The 19,404-nt window shown below is 45.4% G+C and carries 19 protein-coding genes; 10 read left to right on the forward strand and 9 right to left on the reverse strand.

Annotation, left to right across the window (positions count from 1 at the left end):
* The first annotated feature begins 315 nt into the window (after positions 1 to 315).
* The 3 genes from A9237_RS19910 (at position 316) to yegD (ending at position 2,939) form a co-directional block, all read left to right on the forward strand.
* Entirely contained in the window at positions 316 to 636 is a 321-nt protein-coding gene (locus tag A9237_RS19910; protein ID WP_005450131.1) for a DOPA 4,5-dioxygenase family protein, read from the forward strand.
* Between the two features lie 236 nt (positions 637 to 872).
* The gene (locus A9237_RS19915; RefSeq protein WP_009696323.1) at positions 873 to 1,499 is read left to right on the forward strand and encodes a hypothetical protein; all 627 of its coding nucleotides are present in this window, start codon (positions 873 to 875) and stop codon (positions 1,497 to 1,499) included.
* 87 nt (positions 1,500 to 1,586) lie between these two features.
* On the forward strand, positions 1,587 to 2,939 hold the full coding sequence (gene yegD / locus A9237_RS19920) for a molecular chaperone (RefSeq protein ID WP_049537613.1): 1,353 nt from the start codon (positions 1,587 to 1,589) through the stop codon (positions 2,937 to 2,939).
* 259 nt (positions 2,940 to 3,198) lie between these two features.
* Here yegD and A9237_RS19925 read toward each other — a convergent pair whose 3' ends face one another.
* Positions 3,199 to 3,675 carry a copper chaperone PCu(A)C gene (locus tag A9237_RS19925; RefSeq protein ID WP_078609290.1) on the reverse strand — a complete coding sequence of 159 codons (477 nt, stop codon included), beginning with the start codon at positions 3,673 to 3,675 and terminating at the stop codon, positions 3,199 to 3,201.
* A 92-nt stretch (positions 3,676 to 3,767) separates the two neighbouring features.
* Entirely contained in the window at positions 3,768 to 4,229 is a 462-nt protein-coding gene (locus A9237_RS19930; protein ID WP_039985069.1) for a hypothetical protein, read from the reverse strand.
* A gap of 407 nt (positions 4,230 to 4,636) precedes the next feature.
* On the opposite strand from A9237_RS19930, the gene A9237_RS19935 reads away from it, so the two are divergent.
* Positions 4,637 to 5,677, forward strand: a complete 1,041-nt coding sequence (locus tag A9237_RS19935) for a Preprotein translocase subunit SecY (protein WP_078609292.1) — start codon at positions 4,637 to 4,639, stop codon at positions 5,675 to 5,677.
* 128 nt (positions 5,678 to 5,805) lie between these two features.
* Here the strand turns inward: A9237_RS19935 and A9237_RS19940 are convergent, their stop codons facing one another.
* The 3 genes from A9237_RS19940 to A9237_RS19950 all read right to left on the reverse strand — a co-directional run bounded on the left by A9237_RS19940 (position 5,806) and on the right by A9237_RS19950 (position 7,870).
* Complete coding sequence (locus A9237_RS19940; protein WP_005439304.1) at positions 5,806 to 6,102, reverse strand: hypothetical protein; 297 nt, start codon at positions 6,100 to 6,102, stop codon at positions 5,806 to 5,808.
* A gap of 117 nt (positions 6,103 to 6,219) precedes the next feature.
* The gene (locus A9237_RS19945; RefSeq protein ID WP_009704615.1) at positions 6,220 to 6,555 is read right to left on the reverse strand and encodes a hypothetical protein; all 336 of its coding nucleotides are present in this window, start codon (positions 6,553 to 6,555) and stop codon (positions 6,220 to 6,222) included.
* 124 nt (positions 6,556 to 6,679) lie between these two features.
* Positions 6,680 to 7,870: a DUF5666 domain-containing protein gene (locus tag A9237_RS19950; protein WP_078609294.1), complete on the reverse strand. Its 1,191-nt coding sequence runs from the start codon at positions 7,868 to 7,870 to the stop codon at positions 6,680 to 6,682.
* A gap of 89 nt (positions 7,871 to 7,959) precedes the next feature.
* Here A9237_RS19950 and A9237_RS19955 point away from each other — a divergent pair, with 89 nt between their 5' ends.
* The 6 genes from A9237_RS19955 (at position 7,960) to A9237_RS19980 (ending at position 13,993) form a co-directional block, all read left to right on the forward strand.
* Positions 7,960 to 8,628 (forward strand): response regulator transcription factor, encoded by a 669-nt coding sequence (locus A9237_RS19955; protein WP_078610225.1) that lies wholly within the window; start codon positions 7,960 to 7,962, stop codon positions 8,626 to 8,628.
* Entirely contained in the window at positions 8,600 to 9,841 is a 1,242-nt protein-coding gene (locus A9237_RS19960; RefSeq protein WP_078609296.1) for a sensor histidine kinase, read from the forward strand. The genes A9237_RS19955 and A9237_RS19960 overlap by 29 nt, the downstream gene beginning before the upstream one ends.
* Before the next feature lie 99 nt (positions 9,842 to 9,940).
* Complete coding sequence (locus A9237_RS19965; protein WP_078607610.1) at positions 9,941 to 10,954, forward strand: IS110 family RNA-guided transposase; 1,014 nt, start codon at positions 9,941 to 9,943, stop codon at positions 10,952 to 10,954.
* Between the two features lie 322 nt (positions 10,955 to 11,276).
* A complete protein-coding gene (locus A9237_RS19970) occupies positions 11,277 to 12,206 on the forward strand; it encodes an SRPBCC family protein (RefSeq protein ID WP_078609298.1) in 930 nt (309 codons plus the stop codon).
* Positions 12,207 to 12,338: 132 nt separating this feature from the next.
* Positions 12,339 to 13,631: an alkaline phosphatase gene (locus A9237_RS19975; RefSeq protein WP_078609300.1), complete on the forward strand. Its 1,293-nt coding sequence runs from the start codon at positions 12,339 to 12,341 to the stop codon at positions 13,629 to 13,631.
* Between the two features lie 125 nt (positions 13,632 to 13,756).
* The gene (locus A9237_RS19980) at positions 13,757 to 13,993 is read left to right on the forward strand and encodes a hypothetical protein (RefSeq protein WP_237358456.1); all 237 of its coding nucleotides are present in this window, start codon (positions 13,757 to 13,759) and stop codon (positions 13,991 to 13,993) included.
* Positions 13,994 to 14,128: 135 nt separating this feature from the next.
* On the opposite strand, the gene A9237_RS19985 is transcribed toward A9237_RS19980, so the two are convergent.
* The 4 genes from A9237_RS19985 to A9237_RS20000 all read right to left on the reverse strand — a co-directional run bounded on the left by A9237_RS19985 (position 14,129) and on the right by A9237_RS20000 (position 18,918).
* A complete protein-coding gene (locus A9237_RS19985) occupies positions 14,129 to 14,575 on the reverse strand; it encodes a hypothetical protein (RefSeq protein WP_078609304.1) in 447 nt (148 codons plus the stop codon).
* A gap of 12 nt (positions 14,576 to 14,587) precedes the next feature.
* On the reverse strand, positions 14,588 to 16,366 hold the full coding sequence (locus tag A9237_RS19990) for a S8 family peptidase (protein WP_078609305.1): 1,779 nt from the start codon (positions 16,364 to 16,366) through the stop codon (positions 14,588 to 14,590).
* A gap of 255 nt (positions 16,367 to 16,621) precedes the next feature.
* Positions 16,622 to 16,957, reverse strand: coding sequence for a hypothetical protein (locus A9237_RS19995; RefSeq protein WP_005439286.1), 336 nt, complete (start codon positions 16,955 to 16,957; stop codon positions 16,622 to 16,624).
* A gap of 8 nt (positions 16,958 to 16,965) precedes the next feature.
* Positions 16,966 to 18,918, reverse strand: a complete 1,953-nt coding sequence (locus tag A9237_RS20000; protein WP_078609306.1) for a tetratricopeptide repeat-containing diguanylate cyclase — start codon at positions 18,916 to 18,918, stop codon at positions 16,966 to 16,968.
* Positions 18,919 to 19,404 lie beyond the last annotated feature (486 nt).

Below are 19,404 nucleotides of genomic sequence, written 5' to 3' on the forward strand. Positions count from 1 at the left end.
TATGCTTTAATTTGAGTTGTAACCCACAGTAAAGTTTCGCTTACACCGTACTTTTCTAGGATAAAACACTGCTTTCTTGAATTGTACGTTTTCGAAGTTGAAGGGAATCACTGAGTTTGACAGGAAATTTGTAATAAAATTATGCTGTAAAATTCGACAGGTTGAGTGATTTATCAACCATATCCGCGCAGATCCAGTATCACGTTAATCTCTCCGTCACGCTTTGACGATAGATTTGAATTTGTCGCTTCCCTCGATAGTTGAATGCAGGTAGTGTGGCGACTAATGAAAGTCAGTGATACGCATGGAGAAGTTATGTACCACATTCATGTTTACTTCCCGCTTCAGCAGCAGGATAAAGCTCAAGCCTTGAATGAGATCATTCGTCAAGAACGCCAAGATGTCTTGCGCGTTTTCCCTTTAGTGTGCAAGTTGGTTGGTCCACATAAGATGCCGATGTTTGAGCTGCATGTTGAATCGATAAGTGATGAGTTTATCGCATGGCTTGATACCATTCGTGGCGGTTTTTCGGTTTTGATTCATCCAGTCAGTGACAACGAGCTGCGTGATCATACCGAGCGTGCGATTTGGTTAGGTCGTGAGCTTGGCGTATTTGAAGAAAAGCTCGAAGCATAATTCGTTTGGGTAGAGCGTTTCTTTCCCTCCTGTTTGGTCTATCCAGATTCAGCAATTCCGTCCATCGTGTGCTAAACCTTAATAACGGTAGTGATAAAGTCGTCACTGCCGTTTTGATTATATTTATGATGTTTAACAATGCGTTAAAATAAGATTAAGCACAAAAACAGGGAAGTGCAGTTTACGACCCCAACGCCATTGGCAGTGGAAAAGGACATTTCTGGAGGGGAAAGGGTATGCTTACAATACTCTTAGTAGCACTTGCGCTGTATATTTTCTGGTTGTTGTTTCGTAACGGTCCTGCGTTTGCAGAGCGAGTGCCGAATAAAAAACGTAATTGGGTCGGACCGACGTCAAATCAAAAAGAATGGCAGGGCTATTGCTCCGAGGTATTTCAGCCATTCAGTTCTCAAACCACCTTTTATGCCATCGCATATTTCGCCAATTTTGTCGCTGCGGCAAACGCCATATCATGGTCGATAGTGTATGAGGGCGATTATTCCGTCATCATCAGTCGCTTTGGCAGCTACTTCATTCTCAACACGCACGATGCCTTGGTGATCTCTGGGTTTGTCGCACTGGCTTGTTTCATCATTAATTGGCAAATGGCGGTACACTGCGCGGGGATCATGAGCCAGTATTTGGTGCGAATCTTAATCATCAATCGTACGCGCTTCGTTGCGATTAGTTTGGTGTTCTGCAGTTACTTTGCCTACCTGCTGACTGTCGGCATTTTCTGGTTGTTCCACGATGGATACTCTATTTGGCATGGGCTTACGCTCACTCCGGTATTTCTGCTGTTGGCGTTGTTGCTTGCGGTTGTGTTGCCATCAATGAAGAAAGAACCTGCCGAGAAAGAGTAAGCGCCACTTATTTCATTGAGTTGCGGTAGTAATTCCACTGAGGTTGAGGTAGGATTGCCGACCTTTTTTTCGTCAGTGGGAGGACTTATGTATATCGGCTTTGACTACGGCACCGCGAACTGTTCGGTGGCGAAAATGGAACAAGGTGAACCGCAACTTTTAAACCTTGAAGGGAATAGCCCTTACATTCCTTCCACCCTTGCTGCACCAACTCGTGAGTCGGTGTCTGAACATTTGTTCCGCCATCGCAGCATCAAACCTTTCGATCAGGTTGGTGAACAGGTTTTGCGTCGCGCGATCAATCTTAATCGTGAAGAAAGCATTGAACTTGAGCCAGAAGACATGGCGTTTGGTCAAGCGGCATTGAATCGCTACTTGGAAGATCCTCGCGATATCTATTATGTGAAGTCTCCAAAGTCTTTCCTCGGTGCTTCTGGCCTGCGTGATGTTCAGCTGAGTTTCTTTGAAGATCTGGTTTGCGCCATGATGGACAACATCAAAGCGCAAGCAGAGAACAGTGCGCAGCAAATTATCACTGATGCGGTGATTGGTCGTCCGATCAACTTCCACGGTCGTGGCGGTGAGACGGCGAACATTCAAGCGGAAGGCATTCTTTTAAGAGCAGCAAAACGCGCTGGTTTTCAGAACATCGAATTCCAATTTGAACCGGTAGCCGCAGGTCTGGAATACGAAGCAACGCTAACCGAAGATAAAACCATACTAGTGGTCGATATCGGTGGTGGTACGACAGACTGTTCTTTGATTCAGATGGGGCCATCTTGGCGAGGTAAAGCCGACCGTACCGCAAGTCTGTTGGCGCACAGTGGTCAGCGTATTGGTGGTAACGATTTGGATATCGCCTTGGCGTTCAAACAACTGATGTTCCCATTCGGTATGGAGAGCAAGATGGAATCGGGCATCATGATGCCAACCACGCAGTTCTGGAACCCAATTGCGATCAACAATGTAGAAGCGCAGAGCGATTTCTACTCACGTGAAAACTTATCGGCGTTGAAACTGCTGCACAAGCAAGCGCAAGAGCCTGAGAAGTTGGCTCGTTTGTTAGAGGTTTACCACGAGTCACTGGGCTACAACATCGTGCGTCGCGCAGAAGAAGCCAAAGTCGCGTTGTCTGACCAAGCGTCTTATCGTGCGGGCATTAACTTGTTGTCTGAGTTGATTGAAGTTGATGTTCAACGTGATGAGATGATCGAAGCGATTGAATCACCGAAGAATAAGATGACGGCTTTGGTTACCGAAGCGGTAGAGCAAGCGGGCGTGAAACCGGATGCGATCTTTATGACAGGCGGTTCAGCACGTTCACCTATTTTGCGTGATGCAGTGCAGACAGTATTGCCAAACATTCCAGTGGTGAGTGGCAACTACTTTGGTTCGGTCACTGCTGGTCTAGCGCGCTGGGCAGAGGTTTGCTTTAAGTAAGACTGAGTTAGCTGTTATTAGATTCCTGATCTCGCCTAGGCTCGTCGGAATGACGAGGCTGGAGTTTGGCTGATGTGTTGTACTAAGCCACTCAAACTTTGACAGAAGACTAAATAGGGTCATTCCCTAGAGCGAGGAACGAGCGAGTAGGGAATCTCTAAAGTGCACATCAGTACAACCAAAGGTGCACACGACTAGAATCATAGGTACCAAAAGAAAAAGAGCCCGCTGAAGTATCGGGCTCTTTTCGTCTAAGCGATTAATGATGGTGCGTGTGCTTTTCTATGTGGTCTTTCTTCTCAACCGCCATTTCTACTTCCACTTTACCTGTTTTTTTGAACGTCAAAGTTACAGGGAAGCGGTCGCCTTCTTTTAGCGTTTGGGTTGGGTTGAAGATCATGAGATGGAAGCTGCCTGGCTTGAATTCCACTTTTTGCTGAGGTTCTACCACAACTTCATCAATCTTAATCATCTTCATCATGCCGTCTTCTTTCGTGTGAGTATGAATCTCCACACGGTCAGCAATCGGTGTTGAAGCCGCGATCAGCGCGTCATCGGCGTCACCTAGGTTACTTAGCTGGAAGAAACCGCCAATTACTGGCGCATTTGGTGGCGCTTCACGGCTCCAAGGATGATCGATGTGAATCTTGCCTGCTTCGTATTCGTGAGCAAGGCTGAGTGGGCTTGCCAATAAAGCGACAAGAGCGATGGTTGTGGTTTTCATCAGTTTGATCATTTGTGTTTTCCTTTTTAAATCTGGCTGTTCTCTATCGGTTCTTCGATAGGATTAATACGTTATGTTTATTTACCGACTACTTCGTTGAGTATTTAGGTGTGGAAAACACAAGGCGGAGATTGCTTGGGCGCTACGTATTTGTAAACTTTTCTTCCGCAAGCTGCGAAATGATAGGGAGTGAAAACGTGCTTGGTGCGTCTTAACCAAGAGAGCGTAGTCAGATACAGACCGAACGCGATAGCGATAAAGAATTGCGCCGCTTGTAATAATGGACATTCAAACTGAAAGCCATCGTGCAGGTTAAGATCTTGAACAAATTCAGAATTGGGCAGTGCGTTGGCTTCAATCAGTTCGTTAATATCCACCCATTTAAAGCCATCAGCGGTACACAGCAACACCTTTTCATCTTGAACTTGGTTTAGCCAATTTTCGCTGTGGATTTGCGTAGGGTTCAGTGCCGCAGTCGACGTTAGGTACAGCTGAAACAGCACAGCGATGATGATCATGACTGCGCTTATCGCTTTCTTTCCATGCTGTGTTCTGAGTGTGTCCATACGACTTTTTATTATGAAGCGGAGATACGCTAATTGGCTGTAAGACTATGTTTCGGCGCAGGATAGTAACAAACGAACATCAAATTGTAATCGTGAGTTTATAAAAAGGTGATGTGAGTGTGTTTTATTTGTTTTGCGGTTTTTTATTCTGAGAACACATATCGCAAAGATTTATCGTTCGGAAAGCTTTCAAACCTATTGGTGCGCTGAATGTCGCAAATTGAGCTGGTGATTTTGCGTGCTAGAATCGCACTGATTCAATTCAAACTGATTATCTATTCCTCACTTGTTTTCCATTAACGGAATTATGACAGTAATTTAATAAAGGATACGGTATTCTCCGCACCTTTGTAGTTGCTTGAAGCGCCCGTCATATAAGGGCTGCGGAATCTTAAGAAATTTCTCCAATGAAATACGAACAACAGATCGGATATCGATATCCTAAAGGTCGATTTGCTATGGTGAGCGTGTACGCGTTTACTGGCGCTGCGATTTTAGCATCGACTATTTTTTCTCTTTTACTGTTTTTGTCGATTGACGAAAACCCAATGATGCAGGCGCTATTTGGCGGTCTGGCCATCATCTTTGAAGCGGGCAAGTTTTACGCTTGGTATGAATACGGTGAGCGTCGCGCGCACAGAAACTACACAGGAGCCCTAACGGCGTTAGTGTTCTATTTGGTGCTTGCTGCTATTTCTATTGGCGGCAGTATCGGTGGCATCAACAGTGCGACCAACAGTGCCCAAAGTCATATCTCGGTAGAACAAGCGAAAGTGGAAGCGTACAACCGTCAGATTGCGTCAATCGATAAGCAGATTGAACTGAACAACATGGCGGCGCAAAAGTACATCGAGATGGAGCGTATCGCGACTGGCGTAACGCGCATTCAAGAGCAGAACAAAAAGCTACGTGAAGAGCAGCAACGTTTAGCAACAGAGCGAGATAGCTTACCGCCAGTGGCGCAAGGCTCGGTGATTGGCCTGATCGACAGCTTAGCGAAAGCATTTGGAACGACTTCTTCTCAAGCGCAGTTGGGCTTGGTGGTGTTCTTATCTATCTTGTTGGATTTCTTTGCTGCTTTCTTTGTGGGCTTGATTGGTGAAGAGAATCGCTTCCGTCATTTCTTCCGTCGTAACGATGGTATAACGCTCGCAAACGTCCGAGATATTGAGCCAGAGCCTGCGGGGTACCTACCTCACATCAAAGAAGAAGCGGAGCCTGAAGCGCAACAAGAGCTTGAACCAGAAGAGCCAAAAACGTTATTAGAGCAGGTGAGTGATGCGTTAAAAGGTCACCAAATTACTTGCACCAAAAAAGCGGTGGCGAAGCAGTTCAGGCTCTCGGCAGAAGAAGTCGACAAAGTGTTTGAAGAACTGGCCGAACTTGGCTTAGTCGGTAAGAAAGCCAACCATCATTATCACTGGATTGGTCAGGCCGAAACGGCTTAAGCATCGCGAACGAAAAACAAAAGAGCGCCCAGATGGACGCTCTTTTTATTTACTTTAAACTAATGGTCACTTTATACCGATAGTCACTTCAAGCCAATATTCACAAATCGATTCACATCAGGCTGAGATTAATCTGTAATGATCTTCTTGGTTGTGTTTTTAATTGGTTTCTTTTCTTTCTCTGGCATGGCCGCATCAACGGCTTTCCCAGCAAGCCCTTCGTCTGGTAGTGCTTCTTTACCAGCTTCTACCGTCGTGTCTTTTAAGGCTTCTTTTGGTGTGCATCGACCACCGACACCCACAACCGCTTTAGTGGCTGTTGCTTTAGCTGCTTTTTCTGCATCACAGTCTGGGTCCAAAACACCTGCGTGCGCAGAGGTTGCGCCGAATAGGAGAAGAAGTAGGGCAAGGTTACGTTTGTTCATTACAGTTACCGTCTTCGTGTAAACATGAATTAAGTGTAACTGAGTGATGTGAGTTTGCAGGAAAAGAAAAGTGCCGCCGAAGCGACACTTGCGAGTTTCTGTTGTAATTTCGGAACTTTAGTCGTTCGCGAGTTCAATTTCTCTTGCGATATTTTGATCGTTAATTACTACGCCATCGACTTCGATCGTTGCACCATCTAATTGCGCTTCTTGTACGCCATCGAGTTGGGTATTGGTATCAATCACCACCGTTTTGGTTTGGAATTCTGGCCCATGATCGTTTTGGCAGGCCAGCACGAAAGTTCGGGAGTTTGCGTCGTAACTGTTTACTAAGCCTGTGCACTCAAAAGACTCCAATCGCTCTGGTGTGTTGTCGCTGTTTGTCGCCGCGAAGCTGCTTGCTGAAGCACAAGCACCGAAAAGCATAATTAGAGGCAGTGTCATTTTACGCATTATTAATCCCTCATTTGGTCATACGTATCTGATGTAAAAATTGAAAAGAAAAGACGATACGAGAGAGGGAAGAAGCACCACAAAGACGGTGCTTCTTAGTTGTGTTTGTTGTACTTATTTCGACTTAGTCGTCGTGGCCTTCTGCTTCCACTTCACGTGCGATGTTTTGGTTGTTGATTATGACACCTTCAACTTCTACTCGCGTACCGTTTAGGTTGTGTTTGTTTAAGCCTTCAAAGCGAGTTTGTGCGTCAATCACAGCAGTATTATTTGCCATAACTTGGTCTGCGTCGTTTTCACAGCGAGCTACTTGGAAGGTTTCTGCATTCACATCGTAGTTAGAAACGATGCCTTCACATTCGAACTCTTTACCTTGCCAGTTGCTGTCGTGGTCACCATCAAAATCAGGACCATCGATTTCAATGTTTGTCGCTGTGCGAACGCCGTTCTTCATTACCGATGTTACTTCCACTTCTTGACCTTGTTTAAGATCCGCTTTAGCACCATCTTCAAAACGTGTTGCGTTGTCGACCGTAAAATTGCCACGGTAGTTTAGTGAGAATTGACTGTAATCGTTCGCAACCCATGTCACGATACCTTCTACATCATTGTCACCAACAAGACTGTCGTAGTTTTCTACTTCCACTTCTGTCGCAACAAATACGTCGCCTTGCATAGAACCTTCAGCTTCAACCCACTGACCGACCTCTAGACCGTCAACGCGGTTGTAAGATACCGTTGTGTTTGCGCCAAGTTTGAACGTGCTGTTGTTTGCATCAATGCTTGAGATACGGCCTTCGATTTCGTCAGGGCCATTGATATCAAAATCAAATTTCACAACGGATAGCACTTTGTAGCCAGCATCAGCAGTTGGTAGTGATGACACCATGACCCAATCGTTTAGTTCGATTTCACTGCTCAAACCGTCAAACTGAAGTTCTACACCGTTGACTGTGAAGGTTTTGTTTGCATGATCGATCGCGGTTACTGTACCAGTCATGGTTGGCTCTAGCGTAACGACGACGGGTTCATCTGTCGTGTTCGATGCTGCTTTTACTGTTGAGCCAACTTGCACCATCATGTTTGGATGTACCGCACCAAGGTTCATTTTTTGAGTGCCATACATGACTTCAGACACTCGGTAAGTGTAACCATTCACCGTGATGGTACTTGCTTCATCGTTTACTGATTCAACCGTACCGATTGCAGCGCTTGGCTTCACAACAGGTTGTGGTGTTGAACTACCGCCGTCACCAGACCCGCCACAACCAGATAATGCCAAACCCACTGCCGCTACAAGCGCTAATTTTTTCATGATATCGACCTATTTTTGAAAGCTTATTTATGAATTTGGTTGTATCTTATGACGCGTATCGTGAAGTGATCGTGAAGAAACGTGAGCCTATGAAAATATTAATTGTCGACGATAATCACAATGTTTCAGAAACCATTGCCGATTATCTAGAACTCGAAGGAATGACCATTGATTGCGCTTACCACGGAGAGGCTGCGCTAAATTTAATTCAAGAAAATCATTACGATGTCATCATCATGGACATCATGATGCCAAAACTCGATGGCATCAGTACGGTTGGAAAACTACGCCAAGAACTTCTTTGTGGTACCCCAATTTTGTTCTTAACCGCCAAAGATACCTTAGATGACAAAGTGGCTGCCTTTAACGCGGGTGGCGATGATTATCTGATGAAGCCTTTTGCCATGCAGGAGCTGAGTTTGAGAGTTCATGCTCTGGCCAATCGAGGCCCAAGACAAGACATTGGTACATTGAAGTTTGCCGACATTAGTTTGGATGCTCGCACTGATGAAGTGACGCGCATGGGCAAACACATCAAGCTGAGTCGTATTCAAACCAAAATTCTCAAGTTGCTATTGAAGCGTGCACCGTCTGCGGTTTCTCGTACTGAGGTTATTGAGAACGTGTGGGGCGATGAACCGCCGGGCAGTGATGCATTAAGAAGCCACATTTATGGTTTAAGAACGGCACTCGATAAGGGTTTTGATGATTCCAGATTAGAGACGATTCATGGACAAGGCTACCGACTCAAAGCATAAAGAATACCCGAGTATCTATCGCAAGATTCGCTGGGGTTTTGGCTTGATGACCTTTGCGATGTTCACCTTATTTTGGTCGTTGATCTACGTTGCTGAGAATAAACTCGAAGTATTGAGCTTGCACCACTGGCTTGATACCGAAGTGGCACTATACAAAGAAAACTACCAACAGATGGGGTGGGATGCGCCATTGCCCAATGTGATGGAGTTTGATTCGTATTGGAGTGAAGCGCCAACGCCAGATTGGTTATTGTCGTTCAAGTTTCCGGGTTTCTACGAATACTTATTAGGTGAAGAAGATAAGCACTTCGTGGTGTTCGAGCATCCGTCTGGAAAAGGGCTAATGTACATCGTCTTCCAAGATGATTCCGATGACTACTTGGACGAATACGAAAGCTCGCTGCATCAATTTACTTTCTTCTTGGGTGGCTTGTTCTCCATCATCATGGTGGGTTATGGCGTTTACATGGTGCGTATTCTGTCTCGACCGTTAGCGAAGATCGAAGACAAGATTGGCAGAATGCCGCCGGACCAACCAACGTTTGAGGTTGATACCAAGTTCAGCGAAACACGCCATATCGAACAGACGCTGTTAGACAGCAAGAACGAGATCGCGGGTTACTTCAAACGAGAACAAGAGTTCAGCCGCTTTGCGTCACACGAGCTACGCACGCCAATCATGGTGATCAAAGGGTCTACCGATATTCTGAGTCGTGTGCCAGAGCAACTGCCTATCGCACAAAAGGCAATTACACGTATGCAGTCGGCTTGTGAAGAGATGCGAGTGTTAACGGAAGCCTTTTTGCTATTGGGTAAAGAGAAGGTAGAACCACAACATTACGCTGATCATGCGCTATTGCGTTGCTTAAACCAGCAGCTCGACGAACTCGCGCCGTTATTTGCCAAGCAAGGGGCGGAGTACAAGTTGGAAGAGACCAACAGTGGTATGGTGCACGCACCGGAAAGCTTCGTAACGATTGTCATCAATAACCTGATAAAAAACGCTTTCAGCTACAGTGTGGGTGATATAGAAATTGCTCTCAATGGGACGCAACTTACTATTATGAATCGCCATGATGGCAATGAAACCTACAACGCTGGCTATGGATGTGGTTTGGTGATTGTCGAGCGCATTTGTGAGCGAATGAGTTGGCCATTTGAACTGGACGATGATGGCGTCAGGTTTACTGCAAAAATCGATTTTCGCTCCTAAACGCGTGCAAATTATTTAAAGCCAGAGAACGTACTCTGGCTTAATTATATGGTCCGCCCCACTCTCCAAGCCCTTAAGCCTCAGAATGAGGTGAACCATATGTCTTCTATTCACATTTTAGGTATCGACCTAGGCAAGCACTGTTTCCACGCTATCGCTCATAACCGTTCTGGTGCGGAAGTATTGCGTCGTAAGTTTAATCGAAACCAACTCCAACATTTTCTTTGTAAAATCGAACCAACAACCATTGCTTTCGAAGCTTGTGGCGGTGCTCATTGGCTCGCTCGTAAGTGTGGTGAATACGGCCATCAAGTTCGACTCATTCCTCCCCAGTACGTTAAGCCTTATGTCAAAGGCAACAAAAATGATTTCATAGATGCATCAGCAATTGCAGAAGCGGCTGGTCGACCAACAATGAGGTTTGTCGCGGTAAAAAGTGAAGAAGCCCAAGTCATTGCAGCGATTCATCGTGTCAGAGATGGCTATATCAAGGAGAGAACCGCGGCTATGTCTCGAATTGGGGCTATCTTGCTTGAGTTCGGCCTGAGTTTTCCAAAGGGGCATGCAAAGATGAAGTCTCTCTTCCAATGGTTAGCAGCACAAAAAATGGCACTGCCGGAGAGCTTGCTGTGTGAATTAGTGTCTATCCACGAACACTACAAATACCTTAATGAAAAGGTCAAAGCTCAAGACAGTAAGCTTCAAGTTATTGTTAATAATAATGAAAGTGCACAATTGCTGAAAACTATCCCTGGAGTTGGAGACCTTACCTCAACGTTGTGCGTTGCTGACGTAAGCTCCCCAAACAATTTCACCAATGGTCGGGAAATGGCAGCTTGGTTAGGGCTTGTACCGAGACAATTCTCTACGGGAGGAAAGACCAAGCTACTTGGCATAAGTAAACGAGGCAATAAACATCTCAGAACTCTGTTTATCCATGGAGCAAGAGCCGTTCTCTCAAGGCTAGAAACGACAGGGAAAGTGTTTGGTGAGTGGCTCATCAAACTTCGGGCGACGAAGCCATTTAATGTTGTGGTCGTAGCACTTGCCAACAAGCTAGCAAGAATAGCTTGGGCGGTGTTGTACCACCGCCAAGCTTTTAAGGTTGTATAGCTATAACCAAGTTTGCAACGCCAATGAAAATGATGACAAAAACGGTCAATCGACCAGATTAAGAACCTGACACAAAAAATAGCGTTAAATGCTTTTGGCTTTTTAAGGATAATCTGGCGCAGATATCATCGTGGAGCTGGGAAGCTAGTGCTCCCAACAAGGACTCCGAATACATTAGCGCAAACCAACTCCGTTATGACTTAATTGTAGTTGCAATAACGGGGCGGACCATACATTTTTGTATCTAACTGCCAGTGAAACAAGAAAAAAATTCGATATCGATTAGACTCAAAAGAGTCAAAGTGAATTGCAAGGAGTGGTTATGCTCTCGTATCAGGTCAATCGAAGTATCGAAATTGAAAAGACACAAAGTGACATCATCGAGTACTTGAAAGACTTTACTCATTGGCCAGAGTGGTCGCCGTGGATCATTATGGAGCCAGAATGCGAACTCACCTACAGTGATGAACAAGGTGTGGTTGGTTCTGGGTATCAGTGGAATGGTCATCGTATCGGGACAGGGGCGATGGTACTTGAGAGCACGCAAGAACACCGCCTAGATATGGAACTTCACTTCTTTAGACCATTCAAAAGTCACGCAAAAGTGACGTTTTTAGTGACGCCGTCACAGAATGGCAGCACGGTTGAATGGATGATGCAATCGCGAGTTCCTTGGTTTTTGTTCTTCTTGAAAAACATGTTTAAGTCAATGATTGGTATGGATTATGACCGCGGACTTCGCATGCTGAAAAGTCAGATGGAAACGGGCCAAGTGCTGTCTCAGCTTACCGACATCGGTTCCCGCAAACAAAATGAAATTAACTACATTGGCTTAATGGGGGCCGGAACCATTCCAGAATTGGGGCCCGTCATGCAAGATCATGTGGCGCGACTGTACGAGCTGGCAGAGCAAGAAAGCTTGCCAATGACAGGGGAGTTATTCTGTTACTACCTTTCTATGGACATGAAGCAAGGTTACTTTGAATTCATCACTTGCTTGCCAGTGAAAGCCGGCGTCGCGGCTACTGGCGATTTTGTGGCTGGGACGATCCCTGAGTGTGAAACTTATGTGGTTGAACACAAGGGTGAATACTGGTTCTTAGGGAATGCTTGGTCGTTCGTCATGAATCTCACTCGACAAAACGGCATCAAAGTCAAAACCAAGCCATTGGGTATTGAGCGTTACCTGAACAATCCAAATGAAACTGATAAAGCAGATTTGTTGACGGAAGTGATTGTCTTCAAGAAATGATGTGCGTTGTAAAACTATGAAGCAACGCCATGTTTCATCCCAACTACATGATAGTATTCGTTTATAAATTAGAACGATACACAAGTTGATGCGTGCCCTTGTGGCACCATCGTATTATGTCATGGATGAGATATGAAGCTTAAATACCCCCTAATTACTGCCTGCCTTTTTGCCACGCCTACCTTCGCAGATGATGCACCAAAGAACATTATATTTATGATCGGTGATGGCATGGGCCCTGCGTTTACTACCGCTTATCGTTATTACCACGATGATCCAAAAACCGAAGAGATTGAACCGACCATCTTCGATTCCATTTTGGTTGGTATGGCGAAAACATACCCTGATGACGTCACTTATGTTACCGACAGTGCGGCGAGCGCAACGGCTCTTAGTACAGGTGTGAAAAGTTACAACGGTGCGATTGCGGTGGATACCGATAAGCAGCCAATCAAAACCATGTTAGAGATGGCAAAAGAAGAAGGGATGACGACAGGCTTAGTGGCAACGTCGCAAATTAACCATGCGACACCAGCAAGTTTTGCTGCGCACAATGAATCCCGCCGAAACTACGATGCCATCGCCAATGACTACATCGACAACAAAGTGGATGACCAACTGCCAGTAGACTTACTGCTGGGTGGCGGTGTGCGCTATTTCGAGCGTGATGATCGTAACCTTGTTGATGAGTTCAAACAGCAAGGCTATCAGTACATCACGGATTTCAAACAATTGCCTGCACTACAAACCTTACCTGCATTAGGTTTGTTTGCAGACAAGGCCTTTCCTTTTGCACTTGATGAAAATTCAACACGATTAGAACAGATGACCAATAAAGCCTTGTCACTACTGCAGCGTCAGGATAATGGCTTCTTTGTCATGATTGAGGGAAGCCAGATCGACTGGTGTGGCCATGCGAATGATATTGCATGTGCAATGGCAGAGATGAGCGACTTTGCCAAGTCCGTAGAGTTAGCGAAAGCCTATGTGGATGGTCATCCCGATACTTTACTGGTGGTCACCGCCGATCACTCCACTGGCGGTTTAACTCTTGGCGCGAATGGACAGTATCAGTGGGATACTGAAGTGATCAAAGGTGTTCATAAAACCGCATGGCCTTTGGCGATATCTCTTGCGCAGTCAAATGACATGATCGCGACATGGAATGAATCTGTTGATTGGCCTTTGTCTAAAGAGCAAGGTAGAAAACTGGCTTATGCGAAATTGAGTGAGGAGCCGGCAAAAACGCTCTACAAGGAAGTAAAAGCCATCATCAACGAGAAGAGCTACACCGGCTGGACAACAAAGGGGCACACTGCGGTTGACGTTCAAGTGTTCGCTTATGGCAAAGGTTCTGAGCAGTTTGTTGGTTCACAAAATAACACCGACATTGCCAAGAAGTTGATTTCATTCATCCAAGATTAACAGGGTAGATTGTTACGTGAACTTGCCGCCCAGATCACCGTTTTATGGGTAATTTTGCATGACAAATAGAGCGAATTAGCATAGCTTAGTTTTTGTGCAACATGCAGTGCGGAATCTTTGATGTGATGCGTATAGAGAATAAAGCAAACCCTTATGTAACCAGCAGTCAGCTCGATTTGAAAAACGTCAGTCGTTATATGAATCTGGCGTTTAAAGCGAATCGAATTGATGTGAGTGCAGAATTGAGTACCCAAACTGGAAAACCAACTATGGTAATCAAGAATGAGGATGGGGCGGTTGTGCGTCGTATTGATGGTCAAAAGATCATTAATAAAATGAACCACGTTGATACTTACGTCTGATGTGGCACTTCAAAGAGAAAATGAACCAAATAAAAAATGCCTCAGTAATTGCTGAGGCATTATTTTTATCACTCTATAACGTTAACTCAAGTGTTACGTCATAGTGCTCAGAGCCAACTTCTCTTTGCTAGAGAATTATTGTGCACGGAATTTACCGCTGTTTAGTTCAATTTTAGACGCTTTTACGCGACTGTCAGCATTCAAGTAATCGCTGATACCAAGCAGGTCTTGGCCTTCAGACGCTTTGAATACTGCAGACTCACCTTGTGCAAATACAACGTCAAGCTTGAGTTGTTTAGCCACGGCTTTCGCATCCGCTGGATTTTTCACGGTAACGAAAATCAGGCCAGTGGCTTTTGATACGTTGCTAAACGCATTCTTAAACACTTCATCGCCTGCATGCAGTTCTGCCGCTTCTGAAAGGTTATCGACAGAAAGTTTGCGGTAATCTTGGCCGTTAATCTCGACGGCATCTGATGCTACAAACAGCTCAGGCGCAGGTTGTTCTGCTAGTTGTTGCTCTGCATGGACAGCGGTTGCCATAGTCGAAAGAGCCAGAATAGAAAATATCATAAATTTCATGTGAATGACTCCTTAGTGACCGAAGATACGCATAGACCAGTTTTTAATAACACCAGGTTTTGCGTTGTTTGCCATCGGTACATCATAGATAGCTGAAGAGTTGAAATATGCAATGAATGAGAACACTTCATCACCGTTTGTATCGATAGCGCGTAGCGTCCATTCGCCTTTTGCGTCCTCGCCGTAGAACTGGTTAGATAGCAGAAGTTGATTCTCATAGCCTGTCACGTTTGGATCGAGCGATTGACCAACAAGGCCGTTACGCGGCGTTTGTAGTACAGAACGAGTGCCAGATGGTGAAACTAGTTCGATTGCCAAATCAGGTAGACGTGAATGCTCAAGCGTTAGTTTCACCTGTACCGATTCAACCGTAATGTCATCGGTCACTGCGATAGCTGAAGAGCCGCCAACCAAGCTTGCATCTGGGACGCTGACTTCTGTCGCATTGCTCGCCCAAGGAGTAATGATCTGTGCAGGCAGAACATTGTTTGTCATGCGAGCACGTTTCATTGCTTCATCAAGGTTAACCGCACCAAAGCCATAGAAGGTGTGGAAGTTGACGCCCGCTGCGTTTTTCTGCCATGGTGAGATTGCTTCGTAGCTCACCAGTTCACCTTGGTTGTTCACGAACTCAAGCTGAACGCCAGGGTGATCTTTGTCAGTCACGCTTGCGGTTTCCGCGAGCAGCGCACGCACGTCACGAGCGGTTAGCGCATGGTTTGTCGACATAATTGCCGCTATCGCACCTGAAGTGTTTGGCGCAGCAGAAGAGGTACCATTCATCGTGCTGGTGTAGTTACAGCTCGGATCTTGTTCTGTACCACCGTGTAGGCCGTTAATACCAAGATCAGCGCTGGTGTTTTGACCTGCTTCACAGCCCATCAAGTCGGTTGTGACCATAGCTGGGAAATCTTGACCATATTCGCCGGCTGGTGCAGCAACCCAAACGTTAGCACCAACGGAAGAGTAACTCGCACGAGTACCGTCGGCGCGGAGTGCACTAGTGACTAGGTTGTAATAACTTGAGTTATCGTAAGATTGTGCCGAGTTGTGCATTGGTAGCCCTTGGTTACCGCCGCCTGCGAAGAAATCGCTTGGAAGCACAAAGAAACGACCAGTGTTGAAGTAGCGGTACCCATTACCTGCAGACTTCACGAAGACCGCACCTCGGCCCCAAGCATTGCTTTCGCTGACGTCCTTCATCACATCCATTTCAAGTTTGAACTGTGGGTCGTTCTCATCGAAAGGAATTGGTGTGATAGGGCTAAAGCCATAGCTTTGGTTGAATACGCGGACATCGCTAGTGGACGCGTCTGCACCGTGCGAAATCAACCAACCTTCAAGAGTTTGGTTAGCGAGCCAGTTAAAGCCCATTAGAGACGAGCGAGAAGCAACGCCGCGAACGCCTTCACCGTTGTTACCAACCGCACTGATTAGGCCAGCAACAGCAGTACCGTGGCCATTTGCGTCTACTGGGTAATCGGCTGGGAATGGTGAATCTTCAACGAAGTTTCTGCTACCTGTGACTACGTTACCCGCAAGGTCTGGGTGGTCGATCTGTACACCAGAGTCAATGACCGCAACTTTTACGCCTACACCCGCAATACCCATTGCTTGTGTCAGTTTGGTGTTTAAGTCGTTACCCGCAACGGCAGGGTTGGCTGCAAATGCAGTTTGGCCTGTGTTATCTAGGTGCCATTGCTCTGAGTAGAGCGGATCGTAAGCCGAGACGGCAGGTGAAATGCCTACTGCTAACATCGCAGCGAATAGGCGATTAATGCGTGTTTCCATTTGTGACCTCATGTCTTTGTTTGGAATTTTTATCCCTGTTCGATACTCCTTTAAACAGGTCTAAACAAAGCTAGCGGGTAAGAATGGAGACGAAAACTGTTTACATCTTATTTACTTTTGTTTTTCGACGCACGACATTATCTTGACGTTAAATGCTTGAAGTCACGAAAGATTCTAGATATTTGGAGAAAAGATTGCGTGTTTAAAAAGCAGGAAAATTAGAGTAATTTCCTGCTTTTTATGGAATGGGGTGATTTATATGGCAGGTTGTATGGTTGGCTCAGGTTCTGTAGGGGCTTGTTCTTTACGAGACAGCAACCCGTCAACCACTTTTTCTACATAGAACTTCTTGTATTCTTGATCGCACCAACGTTTGTTTAAGCCTCTGCGATTAAACTCGGCGCCAATGGCAACACGAGTTTGGTTGGATGCTCGATTGTAATACAGGGTTTCACATAGCTGTATGTTGCTCATTTGTTGAGCGTATACATTCACACTGCTGCTTCTCATTCCCAATTGTGCGGCTTGTTGATTGCTGCATGCGGCCAAAATGAATGGCGATAGGGCAGCAATAATCCATGTTTTCTTCATTGTGCTTTCTATGACGTCGAGTGAATTTTGAACTGGTTTCGCCCAGCTTGTTTGGCATCATACAGAGCTTGGTCAGCAGCGAAAAACCATTGATCCCACTCTTGTTTGATGGATTGCGCGCTTAACTCGTTAACCGCGCCGAGAGAGATTGTCGCGCCTAGAGAGTCTGAGTCAACCTCTAGGTTGTTGTTTTCAACTGCAAGTCTCAAACGGTCTAAGGTTTTTGCGCAGTCGTCGGCGTGGCGGATTTCAAATAGTAAGACGAATTCTTCACCACCCCAGCGTACCAATAAGTCTCCAGAGCGAGTGGCTTCATCAAGGATACGCGCGACATGAGTCAGCATCTTGTCACCCAAGTCATGCCCGTATTGGTCGTTGAACGTTTTAAAGTGGTCAATATCAATCACGGCCAAAGCAAATTTACGCCCCGGGCTGCGTTTCGCCATGTTATCTAACCAATTCGGCAGATAACGTCGGTTATGTATCTTAGTCAACGGATCGGTGGTGTTTTGCTGAGTGAGCTCTTCGTTGATCTTGTTCATCTGACGAATGTAGCGAAATAGCCAGAAGCCAATCGCTGCCACAATTAGGAAGTAAAAGATTTCGCGATAGCGCTGCGACTCAAGTTCCGATGCTTGCAGGGCATTTTTCGCTTCAAGTAATGTCAGTTCTTTTTGAGCAAGTTTGGCTTCTAAATCGAGCTTGATATTAATCATCTCGTCGCCATGAACATGATTGTCGAAGCTTTTCTCTAAGTTACGTAGACGGCCCAAGTTGTCGAACGCTTTTTCAAAGTTCTTCAACTCCTGATGAGCACGAACCAAGACCAAGTACAGATCCATTTGTTGTTTGGTTTCTGCACTTGCTGTTTCACTTAGGCCTTCTAGCGCGAGTTTTGCACTTTCAATGGCTTGTTCGTATTTACCATCTTTCAGATAGGCTTCGGCAAATGCCTCGTGACAAGCGGCTTTCATGCCTTTTAGTTTTTGCGGGTTAGGGAGGTCTAAGCAAGCTTGAGCTAACTTATAAGACTCTTCCATTTTACCGAGCGTGCTAAGTAGCTGCGATAAATTAGAAACGGAGTTGTGTTTTATTCTTACTGAGCCCGTATCCATAGAGAGCTTGGCCGCACGCTCAAAGTAATGTTCCGATTCTTCGTATTTGCCCATTCCGTAGTTAATGACACTCAAGTTCGCATACATAATTGCAAGGAACAGGCTGTTGTCGTATTTCTCGTTGCTATTGAGATACCCACTGATGGCTTGGTCAAGATAGGCTTTAGCGCGATCCCAATCAGACAGCTCCATATAGAGCGATGCTATGTTATTAAGAGTCATCGCAGTCTGGATTTCAAACTCAGAGTCTTCAAGCAAATCGTAAGCGGTGCGATAGTGTTTTAAACCAGTTTGTACTTGCGCTCGTTGTACTTCCGCATTACCAAGCCAACGGTAAGCTCGGCCTTGTAGCGAGTTGTAACCGATTTGGCGTGAAATGTTGATGACGTCATGCAGCAGCAATTCGCCTTGCCAAACGTCGTCTGCTTCTACCAATTCGACGGCTTGGTTTAACTTGGCTTCAGCGATGACCCAAGGTAACTCGTGCTTTTTGCCAAACGCCACAAGATCAGGAATCTCGGGTAGGGGAACCCCTTCATAACGTTCTAGATAAATACGCGCAAAATAGTACAAGGCTTCTGAATTTGGTGAAGCATCAGCGGGAAGCGTTAAATCGCTTGATTTGATAGAACGAGGCTTGCCGATGGAGTCAAAGTAGAACTCAAGCATCGGATAGTCTTTTATGGTGAGATGGTGTCTGAGATAGCTTTCTTTATTCGCGTAATCTGCCGCAATGCTATTTGTCGAGCACATAGCGCCAAACACAATCGGAAATAGGTATCGTAACGTTTTAAACGGGAAAAGCTTTAGGCTGTTGATAAAAGCTAACTCTATAAATTGAAACACCCTAAAAGTTTATCACTTCTTATCAATGAACACCCACAGATTTATCTATTTTATCTGTTTGAAAAAGTTAGTTATTAGATGAATGTAATTAGGCATATGAAATATGGGCGTTTTTAAAAAGACCTACTTAAAAAAGAACGTCTTGATAGAGTGGTTAATGTTGGTTTGCAGCAATGACAAAAAGCTTGAAACACGTTAGTGCGCAATGGTTGAAGAAGGGAAATGAGTCTTAAAAAATCGTTCGATCTCTAAAATTTCATCAGACTGTCATAAATATTTAATATTGGTATGTCTTGTGAAAAAAGGTGTTTTTAGACATAGTGTTATTAAGCCATGAAAAATTGGCTGTTCTAACAAAAAAAGGAGATTGCCTATGCACAACGAAATGATTCAACCTTCCCGCTTCGGTATTATCGGCCGTACTTGCATCGCGTCAGTACTAATGATCGCAGGCGTTTTCACTCTCATGTAATGAGACAGTAATTT

This window comes from Vibrio owensii (assembly GCF_002021755.1).
GTDB lineage: Bacteria > Pseudomonadota > Gammaproteobacteria > Enterobacterales > Vibrionaceae > Vibrio > Vibrio owensii.

What these genes read in the sequence shown, in the direction of transcription:
- A9237_RS19955 (WP_078610225.1), top strand. Translation starts at nt 7,960, where the DNA reads ATGAAAATATTAATTGTCGACGATAATCACAATGTTTCAGAAACCATT.
- A9237_RS19950 (WP_078609294.1), bottom strand. Translation starts at nt 7,870, where the DNA reads ATGAAAAAATTAGCGCTTGTAGCGGCAGTGGGTTTGGCATTATCTGGT.
- A9237_RS19960 (WP_078609296.1), top strand. Translation starts at nt 8,600, where the DNA reads ATGGACAAGGCTACCGACTCAAAGCATAAAGAATACCCGAGTATCTAT.
- A9237_RS19995 (WP_005439286.1), bottom strand. Translation starts at nt 16,957, where the DNA reads ATGAAGAAAACATGGATTATTGCTGCCCTATCGCCATTCATTTTGGCC.
- A9237_RS19980 (WP_237358456.1), top strand. Translation starts at nt 13,757, where the DNA reads ATGCGTATAGAGAATAAAGCAAACCCTTATGTAACCAGCAGTCAGCTC.
- A9237_RS19915 (WP_009696323.1), top strand. Translation starts at nt 873, where the DNA reads ATGCTTACAATACTCTTAGTAGCACTTGCGCTGTATATTTTCTGGTTG.
- A9237_RS19965 (WP_078607610.1), top strand. Translation starts at nt 9,941, where the DNA reads ATGTCTTCTATTCACATTTTAGGTATCGACCTAGGCAAGCACTGTTTC.
- A9237_RS19925 (WP_078609290.1), bottom strand. Translation starts at nt 3,675, where the DNA reads ATGATCAAACTGATGAAAACCACAACCATCGCTCTTGTCGCTTTATTG.
- A9237_RS19930 (WP_039985069.1), bottom strand. Translation starts at nt 4,229, where the DNA reads ATGGACACACTCAGAACACAGCATGGAAAGAAAGCGATAAGCGCAGTC.
- A9237_RS19990 (WP_078609305.1), bottom strand. Translation starts at nt 16,366, where the DNA reads ATGGAAACACGCATTAATCGCCTATTCGCTGCGATGTTAGCAGTAGGC.
- A9237_RS19945 (WP_009704615.1), bottom strand. Translation starts at nt 6,555, where the DNA reads ATGCGTAAAATGACACTGCCTCTAATTATGCTTTTCGGTGCTTGTGCT.
- A9237_RS19910 (WP_005450131.1), top strand. Translation starts at nt 316, where the DNA reads ATGTACCACATTCATGTTTACTTCCCGCTTCAGCAGCAGGATAAAGCT.
- A9237_RS19940 (WP_005439304.1), bottom strand. Translation starts at nt 6,102, where the DNA reads ATGAACAAACGTAACCTTGCCCTACTTCTTCTCCTATTCGGCGCAACC.
- A9237_RS19975 (WP_078609300.1), top strand. Translation starts at nt 12,339, where the DNA reads ATGAAGCTTAAATACCCCCTAATTACTGCCTGCCTTTTTGCCACGCCT.
- A9237_RS19970 (WP_078609298.1), top strand. Translation starts at nt 11,277, where the DNA reads ATGCTCTCGTATCAGGTCAATCGAAGTATCGAAATTGAAAAGACACAA.
- A9237_RS19985 (WP_078609304.1), bottom strand. Translation starts at nt 14,575, where the DNA reads ATGAAATTTATGATATTTTCTATTCTGGCTCTTTCGACTATGGCAACC.
- A9237_RS19935 (WP_078609292.1), top strand. Translation starts at nt 4,637, where the DNA reads ATGAAATACGAACAACAGATCGGATATCGATATCCTAAAGGTCGATTT.
- yegD (WP_049537613.1), top strand. Translation starts at nt 1,587, where the DNA reads ATGTATATCGGCTTTGACTACGGCACCGCGAACTGTTCGGTGGCGAAA.